The 16,929-nt window shown below is 58.0% G+C and carries 14 protein-coding genes; 8 read left to right on the top strand and 6 right to left on the bottom strand.

Going from position 1 to position 16,929, the window contains the following annotated elements; translation table 11 throughout:
- Window positions 1–210: 210 nt before the first annotated feature.
- Window positions 211–1,116 carry an AraC family transcriptional regulator gene (locus BW686_RS04845; protein WP_084914843.1) on the bottom strand — a complete coding sequence of 302 codons (906 nt, stop codon included), beginning with the start codon at window positions 1,114–1,116 and terminating at the stop codon, window positions 211–213.
- Between the two features lie 129 nt (window positions 1,117–1,245).
- Here BW686_RS04845 and cobF point away from each other — a divergent pair, with 129 nt between their 5' ends.
- Window positions 1,246–2,004, top strand: coding sequence for a precorrin-6A synthase (deacetylating) (gene cobF / locus BW686_RS04840; protein ID WP_084914841.1), 759 nt, complete (start codon window positions 1,246–1,248; stop codon window positions 2,002–2,004).
- Here the strand turns inward: cobF and BW686_RS04835 are convergent.
- Both BW686_RS04835 and BW686_RS04830 read right to left on the bottom strand, forming a co-directional pair.
- The gene (locus BW686_RS04835; protein ID WP_373270980.1) at window positions 2,001–3,320 is read right to left on the bottom strand and encodes a glycosyltransferase; all 1,320 of its coding nucleotides are present in this window, start codon (window positions 3,318–3,320) and stop codon (window positions 2,001–2,003) included. The genes cobF and BW686_RS04835 overlap by 4 nt on opposite strands.
- Window positions 3,313–3,672 (bottom strand): response regulator, encoded by a 360-nt coding sequence (locus tag BW686_RS04830; RefSeq protein ID WP_084915083.1) that lies wholly within the window; start codon window positions 3,670–3,672, stop codon window positions 3,313–3,315. Before BW686_RS04830 ends, BW686_RS04835 begins: the two co-directional genes overlap by 8 nt.
- A 335-nt stretch (window positions 3,673–4,007) precedes the next feature.
- Here BW686_RS04830 and BW686_RS04825 point away from each other — a divergent pair, with 335 nt between their 5' ends.
- From BW686_RS04825 to BW686_RS04805, 5 genes are all read left to right on the top strand, one after another.
- Window positions 4,008–7,514, top strand: a complete 3,507-nt coding sequence (locus BW686_RS04825; RefSeq protein WP_084914838.1) for a response regulator — start codon at window positions 4,008–4,010, stop codon at window positions 7,512–7,514.
- A gap of 49 nt (window positions 7,515–7,563) precedes the next feature.
- Window positions 7,564–8,385, top strand: a complete 822-nt coding sequence (locus BW686_RS04820; protein ID WP_179149185.1) for a CheR family methyltransferase — start codon at window positions 7,564–7,566, stop codon at window positions 8,383–8,385.
- Window positions 8,382–8,996, top strand: a complete 615-nt coding sequence (locus BW686_RS04815) for a chemotaxis protein CheB (protein WP_084914833.1) — start codon at window positions 8,382–8,384, stop codon at window positions 8,994–8,996. The genes BW686_RS04820 and BW686_RS04815 overlap by 4 nt, the downstream gene beginning before the upstream one ends.
- Window positions 8,990–10,171, top strand: a complete 1,182-nt coding sequence (locus BW686_RS04810; RefSeq protein ID WP_084914831.1) for a hybrid sensor histidine kinase/response regulator — start codon at window positions 8,990–8,992, stop codon at window positions 10,169–10,171. Before BW686_RS04815 ends, BW686_RS04810 begins: the two co-directional genes overlap by 7 nt.
- Before the next feature lie 113 nt (window positions 10,172–10,284).
- Window positions 10,285–10,662 (top strand): response regulator, encoded by a 378-nt coding sequence (locus tag BW686_RS04805; RefSeq protein ID WP_084915080.1) that lies wholly within the window; start codon window positions 10,285–10,287, stop codon window positions 10,660–10,662.
- Window positions 10,663–10,696: 34 nt separating this feature from the next.
- Here the strand turns inward: BW686_RS04805 and BW686_RS04800 are convergent, their stop codons facing one another.
- Window positions 10,697–12,745, bottom strand: coding sequence for a hybrid sensor histidine kinase/response regulator (locus BW686_RS04800; protein ID WP_084914828.1), 2,049 nt, complete (start codon window positions 12,743–12,745; stop codon window positions 10,697–10,699).
- Window positions 12,742–14,226: an ATPase domain-containing protein gene (locus BW686_RS04795; protein WP_084914825.1), complete on the bottom strand. Its 1,485-nt coding sequence runs from the start codon at window positions 14,224–14,226 to the stop codon at window positions 12,742–12,744. The genes BW686_RS04800 and BW686_RS04795 overlap by 4 nt, the downstream gene beginning before the upstream one ends.
- A 226-nt stretch (window positions 14,227–14,452) precedes the next feature.
- Between BW686_RS04795 and BW686_RS04790 the strand changes: the two genes are divergently transcribed.
- Together BW686_RS04790 and nudC are read left to right on the top strand one after the other, a co-directional pair.
- Complete coding sequence (locus BW686_RS04790; protein ID WP_084915078.1) at window positions 14,453–15,265, top strand: crotonase/enoyl-CoA hydratase family protein; 813 nt, start codon at window positions 14,453–14,455, stop codon at window positions 15,263–15,265.
- A 38-nt stretch (window positions 15,266–15,303) separates the two neighbouring features.
- A complete protein-coding gene (gene nudC, locus BW686_RS04785; protein ID WP_084914823.1) occupies window positions 15,304–16,140 on the top strand; it encodes an NAD(+) diphosphatase in 837 nt (278 codons plus the stop codon).
- Here the strand turns inward: nudC and BW686_RS04780 are convergent.
- On the bottom strand, window positions 16,108–16,887 hold the full coding sequence (locus BW686_RS04780) for a TSUP family transporter (protein WP_084914820.1): 780 nt from the start codon (window positions 16,885–16,887) through the stop codon (window positions 16,108–16,110). The genes nudC and BW686_RS04780 overlap by 33 nt on opposite strands.
- Window positions 16,888–16,929: the final 42 nt, after the last annotated feature.

The following is a 16,929-nucleotide window of genomic DNA, read 5'->3' as shown; positions in this document are numbered from 1 at the left end:
GCAGAAGGATGGTTATTGTTTTTTTCTCTTCCGGAGGTGAGGAAGATGTGGACTGATTACAACGGCGTTCAGGTTTAAAGACAAATCCTGCGCAGCACTCCGACTGATACTTTTTTGCACTGTGCCGATAAGCTGCAGCAATCCGCAACCGCCCTCCGGCAGGCGTCGGCGCAATGGCAGCCTAGACGATGCCAGCGAAAGCAGGGCGAATCAGTACAGGTTTTGTTCGGTCAGGCGCTGAACGGCCAGGCGGCGATAATGTGAGGGCGTCATGCCCTTGAGCTGTTGAAAGCGCCGGTTGAAGTTGGAAATATTGTTGAAGCCCGACTCGAAGCACACATCAGTGACCGGTTTTTCGCCATCGGCCAGCAACTCGCAGGACTTGCTGATGCGCAGTCGATTGACGAACTCCACGAAACTTCGCCCGGTGGCCTGTTTGAATACCCGGGAGAAATAGGTGGGTTTCATGCCCAGGTACTCCGCCACTTCTTCCAGCGGCAGTTCGCGTCCGTAGTGGGCAAAAATGTAATCCACCGCGCGGTTGGTACGGTCGACGCTGTGCTCATCGGCGGTATGAGCGACAGCCGTGCCCGACAACAGCTGGTAGTCGTCGCTGGCTGCCAGCAGTTCCAGCAGAATGAAAAAATGCCCCAGGCGGGTGACGCCGCGTGAATCTGCAATCTTTTGCATCTGCTTCATGGCCTGACGAATCGTGCGCGTGCAGCGAAACTCAATGCCGTAGCGCGCGCGTTCCAGCAGCGGGTTAAGGGTTTTCAGTTCCGCGAATACCTGATTGCCGCTTTCCAGCAGTTCGTCGGTAAAGTTGACCAGCATGTCGCGTTTGGGCACCACCTGGCCTTCGTCGATCTGGCTGATCCAGTTGTGCGGAAGGTTGGGGCCGGTCAAAAACAGGCTGGCGGGGTTGAAGTTGCCGATGTAATCGCCGACGAAGACTTTACCGGAGCTGGCGACGATCAGGTGCAGCTCGTATTCCTTGTGGAAATGCCAGCGCACCAGCGGGCACGGAAAGCCATGCTCGCGATAAATGATCGACAGGCCGTTGTGGTCGTCCATCAGTTCGTAGGAGGGGTCTGCAATTCTTGTTGTTTTACTCATGGCTTGGTCGTGTTCAGCAGTTGCCAGAACAGTAATGTGCCTGATTTTTTGCTTCCATGCCCGATCCTTGCCAAAAATCGCCTACGATCACAGGCCTGACATGATTCGCCACACTGGAGCGGTTGTCCGATGAAAGAGATCCTCCTGATCGGCATGGGCGCCGGCGATCCCGAGCAGATTACCTTGCAGGCTGTTGCGGCGTTGAACCGTGCCGAGGTGTTCTTCATCCTCGACAAAGGCTATGCCGACGATGAACTGTTGCGGCTGCGAAAAGAGCTGTGCCAACGCTACATCACCCACTCGCGCTATCGGCTGGTTCAGGTCCAGGACCCGCCGCGGGAGAGCGATCCGGATGTCTACGAGCGGGGCATCGATCATTGGCATGAGCAACGTGCGGCGCTGTTCGAACAACTGCTGAGTGATGAGCTGGAGGCCGACCAGGTCGGCGCGTTTCTGGTCTGGGGCGACCCGTCGCTGTACGACAGCACACTGCGCATCCTTGACCGGGTCCTGGCGCGGGGCCAGATGGTGTTCGATTATCAGGTGATTCCCGGTATCACCAGTGTCCAGAGCCTGGTGGCACGGCACCGGATACCGCTCAACCGCATTGGCGAGCCGATACACATCACCACGGGCCGACGCCTGGCGACCGATCCGCTGGCGCAACCGGCCAACGTCGTGGTCATGCTGGACGCGCATTGCACGTTCGAGCGCTATGTCGGGCAGGGCCTGGATATCTACTGGGGCGCTTACCTGGGTACGGCGGATGAAATACTGGTGTCGGGCAGGCTGGATGAGGTCTGCGGGCAGATCCAGCGGCTGCGCGCCGAGGCACGCGAGCGCAAGGGCTGGATCATGGATACGTATTTGCTCCGCAAACCGGCCTAGCCTGCGCTTTCGTCCTTGATGCGATTCTTGGCTTCGATCCACTGCGCCATGTATTTGGTGCTCTTGTGCTGGTGATGCCTGAGCATGCTGCCGGTAAAGTTGGCCAGACGGTGTGCTGGCAGCCCGTCGCGCAGGGTCTGGATGCGCGCTATCAGGTTGTCGCAATGTTGCCGATGCTGGTAGCGCGTCTGCAGCAGCGTGCGGCCCGCGCTCTGCGCCTCAAGCCATGTCGCTTGATCCTGATAAAGCCTGACCGCCGCCGCGGCAATATCCTCCGGGCTGTTGGCGATCGACCCTGGCCAGGGCAGGTCGCCGCTCATGGCTTCGGCGCCAATCGGCGTGGTGACCGACGGAGTGCCGCACAGCATGGCGTCCATCAGTTTGCCCTTGATGCCGGCCCCGAAGCGCAAAGGAGCCATGCAAACGCGTGCATTCGACATGACCTCCAGCGCATCTTCAGCCCAGTGCTTCACATGAAACCCCTGCGCCGCCTTGTGCAGTGCAGCGGCTTTGGGTGGGGTGTAGGCCCCGTAGATGTGCAACTGCGCATCGGGCAGTTGCTGCCGGATCAGCGGCCAGATCGCGTTCTTCATCCACAACACGGCGTCCCAGTTGGGCGCGTGCCGGAAGTTGCCGATGCTGAGAAAGTGCGCACGCTCGGCAAAGGGCTTGAAGCCTTCCGGTACGCCATCAACCATCAGCGGGCACCAGTGCAGCAGCGAGGCAGGTAACCCGAACGCCCCGGTCAGCAACGCGATCTCGACATCCGATGTCATCAGGCTCAGGTCGCAACGGTACAAGGAGGCCACTTCACGCTGCGCCAGGTCACTGGCAGCGATCTGGCGGAAAAGCCGGTCTTGCGCGTATTCAAAGACATTCTGCAGGTCATCAGGCGCGTCTTTGATCATCTGGTGCCTGGCGTGACGCAAACTCTGAAAATCCGACGTTTCCAGAATGCGCAGGGCGTCAGGGCATTGCTGCTCGACGCGCCAGCCAAACTGCTCTTCGATCATGAACTGGTCGAAGAGCACAATGTCGGGCCGCAGCTCGCTGACAAAAGCGTCGAAGCTGCTGCTATTGAGTTCGATGTGAATTTCGCGGATGCCCAGGCTGATCAGGTCAGCGCGGTGCTCGCCTTCCGTGGCGGGGCTGGCGAAGGTGATCTGCCAGCCCTGTTCGAGAAAGCACTGAATCAACTGCATCATGTGCCCGCTGGCTGCCGACGAGCGCGGCTCGGGCCAGACGTAGCCAATGATCAGCAGGCGGGTGGAAGCGTCGTGGCCGTCATGATGGGGCGTAACGTTGAGGTCAGACAAAAATGCTTTTTACCTTGTCACGCAATTGATCGATGGAGAACGGTTTGCCGATGGCGTGCATGCCCGGTGCGACCTCGATGTTCTCGGAGTAACCACTGGCGAACAGCACGGGTAATTCCGGACGCAGTTCGACAACTTTTTTGGCCAGCACCGTGCCTTTCATATCGGGAAGCCCCTGATCCGTCATCAGCAGATCGATATGAACGGATGAGTCATTGACAAAGACAAGGGCAGAAGTAGCGTCTTCTGCTTCGATGACGTTGTATTCCAGCTCCTCGAGCACGTCGATAATCAGCATGCGCACAATGGCGTCGTCCTCGACAACGAGAATGGTGCGGCCTGTGTTCGGCATGGTTGACTCCTTAAAAAGAAAGCTGAAAAGGTAACAAAACAAATGAAACAGGGTATCAGGCATCTTGATATGTCGGACCAGCATACCCGAGCCCGTTCAGTCCGCTACTCATACCGCTTATGCATCAGTAAATAAAAAGCGGGTAGAAGTTCAATTTCCGGGCAAACCCGTGTTCAGGGTATCGATTCACGCCAGAATTGCCCGACACACAGTTTTCACGCGAGCTTATCGCCGATTTATGTGAGAAATTTCAATCCTCTATGTCAGAAATAAGAGTGTTTTTCGCCGCTTTACGGCAAACTCTGTGGTTTTGATCCATTCGTCAGGGATATTTAATGAATCGGACGTCTGTCGTTGATGAGCAGCGCTTTCGGAGATTACTGGGGCGCAACGTTGGCTTGCCATTGGGCGTCGGCGTACTGAGCGCGGTTTTCTTCATTTTATTGATCAGTTACCTGCTCTCGGCCATACAGTGGGTCGAGCACACAGATCGGGTGATCAACAACACCAACCGTTCCATGAAGCTTTCGATAGACATGGAAACCGGCATGCGTGGTTTTCTGTTGACGGGCGACCAGCATTTTCTCGACCCCTATGAAGTTGCCAAGCCGTTGCTGCTCGCCGAACTGGACGGGCTCAAGACGCTGGTGGAAGACAATCCGACACAGCTCGACCGGTTCCGGCGTCTGTCTACTCTGCAGCAGGAGTGGAATGCTTTCGCCCAGGACATGATCAATCTTCGGCGCAATAACGGCGACTTCCAGACCCCTGTACTGGCCGGGCGTGGCAAGCGAATCACCGATCAGATCCGCACCGAATATGATCAGGCGGTGGAGATGGAGCAGCAGCTTCGCCTGACCCGCAATGCCGAGGTCACGCGCAGCACTATTCTTTCCGTCGTCCTGTACCTGATCTTCGTGATTATTGTCAGTGCCATTCTCGCGTATATAGGCCGCCGGGACTTGCTGTCCCTGTCGACCACCTACAGCGAAAATCTCCGGTTGCAGGAAATCAACGCCGAGCGTTTGCAGAAAGTTGCCTGGTTGCGCAATGGTCAAAGCGAACTGGCCGAGCAGGTGTTGGGGCAACTGACGCTCAACATGCTGGGGCGCAATATCCTGCAGTTTCTGACTCGATACCTGGGCGCTTCGGTGGCAGCGGTTTATATCAGGCAGGACCACGGTGGCTTGACCCGCGTGGCGTCCTACGGCTTTTCCCGCGAACAGGAAGAGCAGAATCAGACCATTCACAGCGATGAAGGGGTCGTGGGGCAGGCTGCCCGGCAGGGCCGGATCATCACCCTGAATGAAGTGCCGGGCGATTACCTCAAGGTGGCTTCCGGTCTGGGCGAAGGTTCGCCCCGTGCAATCACGGTGGTTCCGACCAGCAATGACGATCAGGTCAATGGCGTGATAGAGCTGGGCTTTCTGCGGCCCCTGACTGAGCAGGATGTGGAGTTTCTGGAATTGGTGTCGGACAACATCGGCACCTCGATTGAGGCTGCCCGTTACCGCCAGCGTTTGCAGGAAGTACTGGCCGAAACCCAGCAACTCAACGAAGAACTGCAAGTACAGCAGGAAGAACTGCGCACCGCCAACGAAGAGCTTGAGGAGCAGTCGCGTATCCTCAAGGAGTCTCAGGCTCACCTGGAAACCCAGCAGGTCGAACTGGAGCAGACCAACCAGCAACTGGCCGAGCAAAGCCAGGCGCTGGCCGAGCAGCGCGATGCGCTGGATCGCAACAACGAAGAGCTGAATATCGCTCAGGCCGAGTTGCAGGCGCGGGCCGACGAACTGCAACGGTCCAGCAAGTACAAATCCGAGTTCCTGGCCAACATGTCCCATGAGCTGCGCACACCGCTCAACAGTTCGCTGATTCTGGCCAAACTGTTGGCCGAGAACCCGAGCGAGAACCTGACGGCGGAACAGGTCAAATTTGCCGAGTCGATCTATTCTGCGGGCAATGACCTGTTGAATCTGATCAACGACATTCTGGATATTTCCAAGGTTGAAGCCGGCAAGCTTGAAGTGCGTCCGGAAAACAGCAGCGTGTCGCGTCTGGTGGAAGGCTTGCGCAGCATGTTCCAGCCGCTGGCTGCGGAGAAGAAGCTGGCGTTTACGGTCGACATCCAGGCGGGTGCGCCGACCATGCTGTTCACCGACCGACAGCGTCTGGAGCAGATTCTCAAGAACCTGCTGTCCAATGCGATCAAGTTCACCGAAGCCGGTGCAGTCAGCATGGTCGTCTCGCGCCAGCCGGGCGCGGGTATCGTGTTCTCTGTGCGTGATTCGGGTATCGGCATTGCCGAGGAGCATCAGCAGGGGATTTTCGAGGCCTTCCGTCAGGCCGATGGCACCACCAACCGACGTTATGGCGGCACCGGGCTGGGGCTGTCGATCTCCCGTGATCTCGCGGCGCTGCTGGGTGGGTCGATCAGCGTGACCAGTGCGCCGGGCCAAGGCAGTATCTTTACGCTGGTGCTGCCTGAGCAGTATGTCGAGCAGGGTCCGCAGCAACCGGGGAGTGAGCCTGTCGTTGCCTATGCCGCTCCTGCGCCGCAACTGCCGGTCACTGCAACCCCTGTTGCTCAACAGCCCGTGCCGGTGGAGATGCCTGTGGCCGTCTTTGCCGATGACCGCGACAAGGCGCCCTTCGAGCGGCGCTGTATTCTGGTCATTGAAGACGAAGTGCGGTTCGCCCAGATCCTGTTCGATCTGGCCCACGAACTGGGTTATGACTGCCTGGTGGCGCATGCCGCGGACGAAGGCTTCAACCTTGCCGCGCGTTACACGCCGGATGCGATCCTGCTGGACATGCGCCTGCCGGACCACTCCGGGCTGACGGTGCTGCAACGCCTCAAGGAACTGGCGCCGACCCGCCATATTCCGGTGCATGTGATCTCCGTCGAGGACCGTCAGGAGGCCGCTTTGCACATGGGCGCAATCGGCTATGCCGTGAAGCCGACGACCCGTGAAGAACTCAAGGATGTATTTGCCAAGCTGGAAGCCAAGCTGACCCAGAAGGTCAAACGCATCCTGCTGGTCGAAGACGACGCGTTGCAACGCGACAGCATTGCACGCCTGATCGGTGACGACGACGTCGAAATCACCGCCGTGGGTTTCGCCCAAGAGGCGCTGGACCTGCTGCGTGATCATGTTTACGACTGCATGATCATCGACCTGAAGTTGCCGGACATGCTCGGCAATGAATTGCTCAAGCGCATGTCCACCGAAGACATCTGTGCCTTTCCGCCGGTGATCGTCTACACCGGGCGCAACATGACGCGTGATGAAGAGGCCGAACTGATGAAGTATTCGCGCTCGATCATCATCAAGGGCGCGCGCTCACCGGAGCGCTTGCTTGACGAGGTCACGTTGTTCCTGCACAAGGTCGAGTCGCAGCTGTCCAACGAGCGTCAGAAAATGCTCAAGACGGCACGCAGCCGTGACAAGGTCTTCGAGGCGCGCAAGATTCTGGTGGTCGATGACGATGTGCGGAATATCTTTGCCCTGACCAGTGCGCTGGAACACAAAGGAGCGGTGGTGGAAATCGCGCGCAATGGTCTGGAAGCAATTGCCCGGCTCAATGAGGTCGAAGACATCGACCTGGTGCTGATGGACGTGATGATGCCGGAAATGGACGGTTACGAAGCGACCATCGAGATTCGCAAGGACCCGCGCTGGCGCAAACTGCCGATCATTGCCGTCACGGCCAAGGCCATGAAGGACGATCAGGAACGCTGTCTGCAAGCAGGTTCAAATGATTATCTGGCCAAACCGATTGATCTGGACCGGCTGTTTTCGCTGATCCGCGTCTGGTTGCCGAAGATGGAGCGTATCTGAGTGACTGCGCGCCGGAAGGTCACCCTTGATGACCACTGTGGACGGCATCATGCACCTTGACCGAAATGCGGAGATCGAGCTGCGGCTGTTGATCGAGGCGATCTACCTCAAATACAGCTACGACTTTCGCGACTATTCAGGCGCGTCGATCAAGCGCCGGGTGGTGCATGCGCTGCGCCAGTTTGACTGTGCAACCATTTCTGCGCTGCAGGAACGGGTGCTGCACGACCCGGCCGCGTTCATGCAGTTATTGCAGATACTCACGATCCCGGTAAGTGAAATGTTCCGCGATCCCTTGCACTTTCTGGCCATCCGCAAAGAAGTCGTGCCGGTATTGCGCACTTACCCGTCGATCAAGGTCTGGATAGCCGGTTGCAGCACCGGGGAAGAAGTCTATTCCACGGCCATTTTGCTGCGCGAAGAGGGGTTGCTGGAACGGACGATCATTTACGCGACCGACATCAATCCCTCTTCGCTGGAAAAGGCCAAGCAGGGCATTTTCTCGATGGACAACCTGCGGACCTACACCGAGAACTACCGCCAGTCGGGTGGGCAGCGCCATTTCGCCGATTACTACACCTCGGCCTATGATCATGTGATTTTTGACAAAACCCTGTGCGAGAACGTCACGTTTGCCGATCACAGCCTGGCAACCGATAGCGTATTCTCCGAAACCCAGTTCATATCCTGTCGCAACGTCTTGATATACTTCAATAAAAAGCTGCAGGACAGAGCGTTCGGGTTGTTTCATGACTCGTTGTGCCATCGCGGTTTTCTGGCGTTGGGCAGTAAGGAAACCCTGGATTTTTCTGCCTACGGCGACGCGTTTGAAACGTTGGTAAAACCCGAGCGTATCTACCGAAAACTATGAAAACCACGTTTGCTGAAGACTCGCCCCTTAGCAACCTGCCGGTCGTCGATGCCATTGTGGTGGGCGCCTCGGCAGGCGGGGTAGAGGCCATGCTGAAGATATTCAGTGGGCTGCGACCCCATTTCAGCCTGCCGATTCTGACGGTCTTGCATGTGCCGGATGATCGTCGCAGCCAACTGGCCGAGGTCTTTCAGAATCGTCTGTCTATCCCGGTCAAGGAAGCTGACGACAAGGAAGATATCGTGCCGGGCACGCTGTACTTCGCGCCTTCGGGTTATCACCTTTCAGTGGAGTCCGATCTTTCTCTGTCATTGAGCCAGGAAGACCGGGTGTTTTATTCAAGGCCCAGTATCGACATTCTGTTCGATTCGGCTGCAGACGCCTATGGCCCGAGGCTGGCGGGCATATTGTTGACAGGAGCCAATAATGACGGGGCGCGCGGTTTGAAGCAGATCAAGAGCTATGGTGGTTTCACGGTGATCCAGGATCCTTCGCAGGCCCGGGCATCGACCATGCCGGAAGCGGCTCTGGCGCTGCATGCGCCGGATTACCTTCTCTCCCTGAACGATATTGGCCGCTTGCTGGTCGAGCTGGAACGAACCGCATGTTAAGTGAAATTCAGGCAAAACTGCTCATTGTGGATGATTTGCCGGAAAACCTGTTGGCCCTCGAAGCGCTGATCAAGCGTGGGGATCGGCTGGTCTACAAGGCATTGTCGGCGGATGAAGCGTTGTCGCTGTTGTTGCAGCACGAGTTTGCCCTGGCGATCCTCGACGTCCAGATGCCAGGCATGAACGGTTTCGAGCTGGCCGAAATGATGCGCAGCACCGAAAAGACCAAAAACATCCCCATCGTGTTTGTCAGTGCGGCCGGTCGCGAGCTGAATTACGCCTTCAAGGGCTATGAAAGCGGGGCGGTAGACTTCCTGCACAAGCCGCTGGATATTCATGCGGTCAAGAGCAAGGTCAATGTGTTTGTCGATTTGTACCGTCAGCGCAAGGCCATGAAACTGCAGGTCGAAGAACTCGAGCGCAGTCGGCAGGAGCAGGAAGTGCTGCTCAAGCGTCTGCAGTCGACGCAGGGCGAGCTGGAGCACGCCATTCGCATGCGTGATGACTTCATGTCGATCGTCTCCCACGAAGTGCGTACGCCCCTCAACGGCCTGATTCTGGAAACCCAGTTGCGCAAACTGCACCTGGCCAAGGACAACGAAGCGGCGTTCACCATGGAAAAGCTGCGCGCGATGGTGGACCGCGACGAGCGACAGATCCAGAGCCTCATCCGCTTGATCGAAGACATGCTCGATGTGTCGAGAATCCGTACCGGCAAGCTCTCGATCAGGCCGAGTCCGTTTGACCTGAGTGAACTGCTGAATCAATTGCTGGAAAGTTTCGCGGCTCAGATCGCGGCTGGCGGTTCCTCCGTCACGCTGTCTGCCGATGAGCCGGTCATTGGTGTATGGGACGAGTTTCGTATCGAGCAGGTGGTGGCCAATCTCTTGACCAATGCCCTGCGCTACGGCGCGCGCAAACCCATTGAGGTAGCTGTGTACAGCAGGGACGGTGAGGCGTTTATCGAGGTCAGCGATCAGGGCATCGGTATCACGGCTGAAAACCAGAAACGTATTTTTCAGCAATTCGAGCGGGTTTCGACCAGCCATGTCGTCGCCGGGCTTGGCTTGGGGCTGTTCATTTCCGAACAGATCGTGATTGCCCACGGCGGTCGTATCGAAGTGGAAAGCGAGGAGGGCAAGGGATCGACCTTCAGGATTTGTCTGCCGTTGTGAGGCACCGTGGCAAGTGATAGCCACTGGCAATCAAGTTTAATCAAAAGCGGGCGCAACCTCCCATGCATGCCGTGGTCGTAATGGCAGCTATCTATAAGATCGAAGGCAGTTCAATGAGCGCTGATGCAGAAAACGTCGTACTAATCGTCGAAGACGAACCTCTTATCCTGATGTTGCTGGCCGACTATCTGTCTGGTGAGGGGTATCGTGTGCTGCAGGCCGAAAACGGCGAGCAGGCGTTCGAGATTCTGGCGACCAAGCCACACCTTGATTTGATGATCACTGACTATCGGCTGCCGGGCGGTGTGTCTGGGGTGCAGATCGCCGAGCCTGCCGTGATGCTGCGTCCTGAGCTGAAGGTCATTTTCATCAGCGGCTATCCGGCGGAAATTCTCGATTCGGGCAGCCCGATTGCCCTGAAGGCGCCGATCCTGGCCAAGCCTTTCACGATGGAAACGCTGCAATCGCAGATCCAGAAGCTGCTGGCCTGAGAAGGGAGTACTCAGGCGACCGTGCTGTGCCGTGTCAGGCCCTGATCGTGTCTCTGGACTCGATCATTTCACGGACTTTCGAGGTCAAGTGATCGAAGGCGAAGGGCTTGGTAATAAGCTGCATGCCGGTTTCCAGAAAGCCTGCGCGCACAGCCGCATGTTCCGCATAGCCGGTAATGAACAGGACTTTGAGTTCCGGCCGCAACTGCCTTGCGATGTCCGCCAGTTGCCTGCCGTTCATGCCGGGCAAGCCCACGTCGCTGATCAGCAGATCGATTCGCTGACCTGATTCCAGGATCGGCACGGCCCCCTTCGCTTCGCTGGCCTCGAAGAAGGTATAACCCAGTTCGCTGAGCACCTCACTGACCAAGGCACGGACGGCGGGATCATCTTCGACAATCAGTACCGTCTCGCCATCTTCAGCGCAGACGGCGTTACTTTGAAAGCTCTGTTCGACCTCGTTCGAAGCGCCCTGAAAGCGCGGCAGGTACAGTTGCACGGTCGTGCCGCGACCGACTTCGCTGCTGATCGATACATGACCATGCGACTGTTTGCTGAAGCCGTAGATCATCGACAAGCCAAGCCCGGTGCCTTGGCCAATGGGCTTGGTGGTGAAAAACGGATCGAATGCTCTATTGATCACCGCCTCAGGCATACCACAACCATTGTCGCTGACGCTAAGGACCACGTAGTCACCTGGCAGCAGGTTTTCGTGGGCATTGGTGAAGGACTTGTCCAGTTGCTGGTTGAAAGTCTCGACCACCAGCGTGCCGCCGTCCGGCAAGGCATCGCGGGCGTTGAGGACCAGATTGAGCAAAGCGTTTTCCAGCTGGTTGGGGTCGGCTTCGGCGGTCCACAGGTCATTTGCCAGACGCAATTGCAAATGAATGCTTTCGTTGACGCTGCGTTGCAGCAGTTCATCCATCGCATTGACCAGATGATTCATCTCGACCGGCTTGGAATCCAGCGACTGGCGCCGTGAGAAGGCCAGCAGGCGGTGGGTAAGGGCCGCTGCGCGATTTGCCGACGTCACGCCGAGATCGATCAGGCTGTTCAGGTCTTCGGTGCGTCCACGGGCGAGGCGTCTTCTGATCAATTCAAGACTGCCGATGATACCGGTCAGCATGTTGTTGAAGTCGTGAGCGATCCCGCCGGTCAGCTGGCCGACCGCTTCCATTTTTTGCGACTGACGAAGAATCTCTTCCTTGTGGCGCAACTGGGAGGTGCGTTCCTCGACCTGTTGTTCAAGCGTCTCGTTCAGGCGGCGCAATTGCGATTCAGCCTGCTTGCGCTCGGTAATGTCCGACGTCACGCCCGCCAGCGAACCTACCAGACCGTTTTTGCCACGAATCGCGCGAGCCCGCACATCCACCCAGCTCAAGGAACCGTCCGGCCAGACGTTGCGGTACTCGATAATGAAGTCGACGCCGGTGTCGAGGCTGCGTTGCAGCGCCGATTGCATTCTGGGCTGGTCTTCAAAATAGACGGCGGCAAGCCAGTCGTCATAACTGAAATCGTTCTGCTCATCGCGACCGTAGTGGGACTTCGTGATCGCCGAGCAGGTGAGCTTGAGCTGTTGCGCCTCAAGCTGCCATGACCCTAGTCTTCCGGCTTTCAGCGCGTTTTGCAGGCGTCCTTCACTTTCGTGAAGGTCTTCCATGCGCGCGCGGGCTTCGTATTGCCGCCTTCGACCGCGGACCGCCGTGGCAACCAGGCTCACCAGTGTGGCCGGATGAAAGGGACGTTCCAGAAATGTCACATTACCCAGCAGATTGCCCAGACGGGCAGGGGGCACATGATGGGTGCCCGCGTGGTGGGTAAGCAGCACGATGGGCAAGTCGGACCACGCAGGTTGAAGACTCAGAAGCTCCAGCAACGGGTTGAGATTGCTATTGCGAAGTGCTTCATCGGCGATGATTGCCAGGCCGGCTCCGGCGCTCAGCTCCCGGACCAGGTGATCAAGATCGCTGGCGATGGTAGCGGGGTAGCCTGCTTCGTCCAGAATCCGCAGGGCGATCTGACCATCTCGCCCCCTGGGAGCCAGAATGATCGAGCGCTCCGATAATAAAGCCGGTGTATTCACAGGTCTTTATCCGCCAGCAACGGTCCTTTTTCACCGTGATAAGACGGGATGCCGCGCAAGACCCCCTGGAACGCTTCAAGCGGTTCGCCGATGGTCAATCCGGTTGAGCCGATACGGTATTCGCGAATAGTGGACTCGTGCGTGCCGGTGCGCTTCTTGATGACGGAAATGGCACGTCGCACCTGACCCATCGCTTCGAAGTAACGCAAGAGAATGACGCTGTCGGCGAGGTAGGTGATATCGACCGGCGAGCGCATGTCGCCCACCAGCCCGTGCTGCGCGACCGTCATGAAGGTCGATGCCCCCTGGCGATTGAGGTAGAGCAACAGCTCGTGCATGTGCAGCACCAGCGCGCTTTCTTCCGGCATCGCGGCCTGGTAGCCGTTGATACTGTCGATCACGACCGTCTTTATCTGCTTGCGGTCTACCGCACTTCGTACCCGGTGCGCGAACTCGCCGGGGGACAGCTCTGCGGCGTCCACCTGTTCAATGACCAGATTGCCCGTATCCTGCAGCGCGCGCAGGTCGATCCCGAGTTTGAGCATGCGCTCGAACAGCAAGCCCAGCTCTTCGTCGAAGATGAACAGCCCGACCCGCTCACCGCGCGCCACGGCCTGAACCGCAAACACCAGCGAAATGAGCGACTTCCCGGTCCCTGCCGGGCCGAGAATCAGGGTGCTGGAGCCGCTTTCTATGCCGCCACCCAGTAATTTGTCCAGTTCCGCAATGCCGCTGCTGATCTGCGTGCGCGCGTAGCTGGAGCGGTGTTCGGCAGCAACCAGGCGTGGGAACACATGAATACCGTCTTCGGCAATGGTGAAATCGTGGAAACCGCCCCGGTACTTCTGGCCGCGGTATTTGACGATCTTCAGACGCCGGCGCTCGGCACCATAAACAGGCGTCAGCGATTCAAGACGAATCACACCGTGGGCAACACTGTGTACGGTCTTGTCGAGCGCCTCGGTGGTCAGGTCGTCCAGCAACAGCACCGTCGCGTTGTAACGCGTGAAATAGTGCTTGATCGCCAGAATCTGCCTTCTGTAGCGCAGCGAACTTTGCGCCAGCAGCCGGATTTCCGACAGGCTGTCGATCACCACGCGAGAAGGTTTGACGCGCTCTACCACCTCGAAGATGTGCCGAGTGGCCTCACCCAGCTCCAGGTCGGAAGAGTAGAGCAGGCTTTGCTGATGGTCGGCATCGAGCAGACTTTCGGGGGGTGTCAGTTCGAATATGTTGATCCGCTCGTCGAGCTCCCAGCCATGCGAGGCTGCACCTGAACGAAGCTCGCTTTCGGTCTCCGACAGGGTGATATACAGGGAAATCTCGCCCGCCGCAGCGCCTGCCTGTAGAAACTGCAGTGCTACCGTTGTCTTGCCGGTTCCGGGTTCTCCCTCGAGAAGGAAAACATGACTGCATGAAAGACCCCCTGAAAGGATGTCATCCAGACCTTCAATCCCGGTTGCCGCTTTTGACGTATTCAAGTATCGCCCTCTAGTAACCCGTTTAGGTTTGATCTCACTTAATACTGGACCACTCCGCATTCTGACCGTTCACAGTAATTAGAGCTAGCGGCCGCGCAGCGTTATATTTATATCTGTATCAAGATCAAGGCGGGCTCGGTCATTATCACCTTGGCCCGGTGTCGATACCGCGACGGCTATTGTTATAGTCCTGCGCCTGAACAATAAAATGTCCGAGGATCAAACCGTGTCTGATTACCACGCCTTCCGGGTCGAACTGGCAGACCGTATTGCGCATGTGCAAATTAACCGCCCCGAGAAGCTCAATGCCATGAACGAGGCATTCTGGAGCGAAATTATCCGGATATTCGACTGGGTCGAGCGCACTGACGAAGTACGGGTCGTTGTGCTGAGTGGTGCGGGCAAGCACTTTTCTTCAGGCATCGATCTGGCCTTGCTGGCCTCGGTCGCCAGCCGCTTGGGTGAAGATGCAGGCCGCAACGCGCGCGTGCTCAGGCGCACCATTCGCGACATGCAGGCGTCATTCACCGCCGTCGACAAATGCCGCAAGCCCGTCCTGGCGGCCATTCAGGGTTATTGCCTGGGGGGCGCCATTGACCTGATCTCGGCATGCGACATGCGCTACGCCGCCGCCGATGCGCAGTTCGCCATTCGCGAGATCGACATGGGCATGGCTGCGGATGTGGGCACTCTGCAACGCCTGCCCAGGATCATCGGTGACGGCATGCTGCGTGAGCTGGCCTACACCGGACGCACCGTGGGCGCGGAAGAAGCGCAGCGGATCGGGCTGGTCAATCGCACCTTCGATGATCTCGCCGGTCTGTTGGAGGGTGTTTTTGCGGTGGCCCGGGAAATAGCCGGGAAGTCGCCCATCGCGATTGAAGGCACCAAGGAAATGATCAGCTATATGCGTGATCACAGGGTTGAAGACGGGCTTGAGCACGTTGCTGTCTGGAACGCCGCCATGCTGCAATCGCCAGACTTGAAGCTGGCAATGGCCGCGCAGATGAGCAAGCAGAAGCCGGTTTTCGATAATTGATGCACGACAGTGCTTGAGTATGAGCAGAGGAGTTTTTCATGACGCGCCCGCAGCGTTGGACAACTGCAGTCCTGGAGGTCGAAGCCCGTGGCGGTCTGGCCGTGGTACAGGGCGACCAGGGCTTTTTGCTGGACGCCAATGGCGTCATGTTCCCCAGGGAATGGCTGAAAGGTCTGGATTTACCGGTGCAGAGTGAGCACGGCATCGGCCATTTTGAAGGGGAACCGGTTTATCTGCTGGTGCTGGACGGTTCGGCGTCGGTCGAGGGCTGTTCCTGGCAAGGCTTGCGCCAGTTCATGCTGGAAGGCGATTTTGCGGTTTTCCAGATGCTGGGCTATGCCGCGCAGGTCAGCACCTGGGCAAGAGAACACCGATTCTGCGGCGCTTGTGGTCGTGCGACCGTACAGATTCCTGGCGAAAGGGCGATGTTCTGTGAGCACGACAACCTGCGTCTTTACCCCCGCATTTCTCCCAGCATGATTGTGCTGGTCACCCGTGGTGATGAAGTGCTTCTGGCCCGTTCGCCGCGTTTTGTCACGGGCATGTACAGTGCGCTGGCCGGGTTTGTGGAGCCTGGCGAGTCGGCTGAAGACTGTGTACACCGTGAAGTGATGGAAGAAGTTCAGGTGCGCATCAAGAACCTGAAATACCGGGGCAGCCAGTGCTGGCCGTTTCCGCATTCGATGATGCTCGGCTTTCATGCGGAATATGAAAGCGGTGACATCGTGCCTCAGGCTGAGGAGATTGAAGATGCGCGCTGGTTTCACATCAATGACCTGCCGCCCTTACCGGCCAGCCGGTCGATCGCCCGTTACCTGATCGAAGCTTACCTGGCCGAGCGCTCAGGCGCCCCCGAACCAGTGCTGCCAGGCTAGCCGCACGGTCAGCCCCAGCACCACGGTGATGAACACCGGGCGGATGAATTTTGCACCGCCCTTGATCGCCGTACCGGCACCGAAGTAAGCGCCCAGCATCACGGCAAGGCCCATGCTCAGGCCAATGATGTAATCCACCTGGCCGGAAAACATGAACACCGATAAAGCCACGGCGTTGCTGACGAAATTCATGCTGCGGGCAACGCCGCTGGCCTTGACCAGATCAACCGGATACAACAGCAACGTGCTGACCGTCCAGAACGCACCGGTGCCCGGCCCTGCGATACCGTCATAGAAGCCCAGCCCGAGCCCTTGCGGTAACTGCCATTTCTTCTTGATGGGCGCGTCAACGTCCAGCGGCGCCTTGGGCGTGCCGCCGAACAGCAGGTATAACCCGCACCCGAACACAATCACCGGGAGCATCTGATTCAGCCACTCGGCAGGCAGGTAGTGGGCGATGACCGCGCCTATGGCGGCACCCACTGCCGTGCCGACTATCGCGTGCAGCCACTGTCGCGGATGAAACAGCTTGCGGCGGTAAAAGGTGTAGCTGGCGGTTGCCGATCCGAAGGTCGAGCTGAGCTTGTTGGTGCCCAGCACCAGATGCGGTGGCAGGCCGGCGGTCATCAGGGCAGGGGTGGTGAGCAGCCCGCCACCTCCGGCGATGGCGTCGATAAAGCCTGCGATGAATGCAACCACAGCCAGGATGGCAAGTGTGGTCAGGTCGACGCTGAGTTCAAAAGGCATGGCGGGAGGGGCTTATAGAGATCAGAGGCAAAGGCCAGAATG

The organism is Pseudomonas syringae, assembly GCF_002157375.1.
GTDB classification, from domain to species: domain Bacteria; phylum Pseudomonadota; class Gammaproteobacteria; order Pseudomonadales; family Pseudomonadaceae; genus Aquipseudomonas; species Aquipseudomonas syringae_T.
This window is presented reverse-complemented; position numbering and strand designations above follow the sequence as displayed.

Coding starts and splice junctions, on each gene's coding strand:
- BW686_RS04845 (WP_084914843.1), bottom strand. CDS start 1,116: ATGAGTAAAACAACAAGAATTGCAGACCCCTCCTACGAACTGATGGAC.
- cobF (WP_084914841.1), top strand. CDS start 1,246: ATGAAAGAGATCCTCCTGATCGGCATGGGCGCCGGCGATCCCGAGCAG.
- BW686_RS04830 (WP_084915083.1), bottom strand. CDS start 3,672: ATGCCGAACACAGGCCGCACCATTCTCGTTGTCGAGGACGACGCCATT.
- BW686_RS04825 (WP_084914838.1), top strand. CDS start 4,008: ATGAATCGGACGTCTGTCGTTGATGAGCAGCGCTTTCGGAGATTACTG.
- BW686_RS04820 (WP_179149185.1), top strand. CDS start 7,564: ATGCACCTTGACCGAAATGCGGAGATCGAGCTGCGGCTGTTGATCGAG.
- BW686_RS04815 (WP_084914833.1), top strand. CDS start 8,382: ATGAAAACCACGTTTGCTGAAGACTCGCCCCTTAGCAACCTGCCGGTC.
- BW686_RS04810 (WP_084914831.1), top strand. CDS start 8,990: ATGTTAAGTGAAATTCAGGCAAAACTGCTCATTGTGGATGATTTGCCG.
- BW686_RS04805 (WP_084915080.1), top strand. CDS start 10,285: ATGAGCGCTGATGCAGAAAACGTCGTACTAATCGTCGAAGACGAACCT.
- nudC (WP_084914823.1), top strand. CDS start 15,304: ATGACGCGCCCGCAGCGTTGGACAACTGCAGTCCTGGAGGTCGAAGCC.
- BW686_RS04780 (WP_084914820.1), bottom strand. CDS start 16,887: ATGCCTTTTGAACTCAGCGTCGACCTGACCACACTTGCCATCCTGGCT.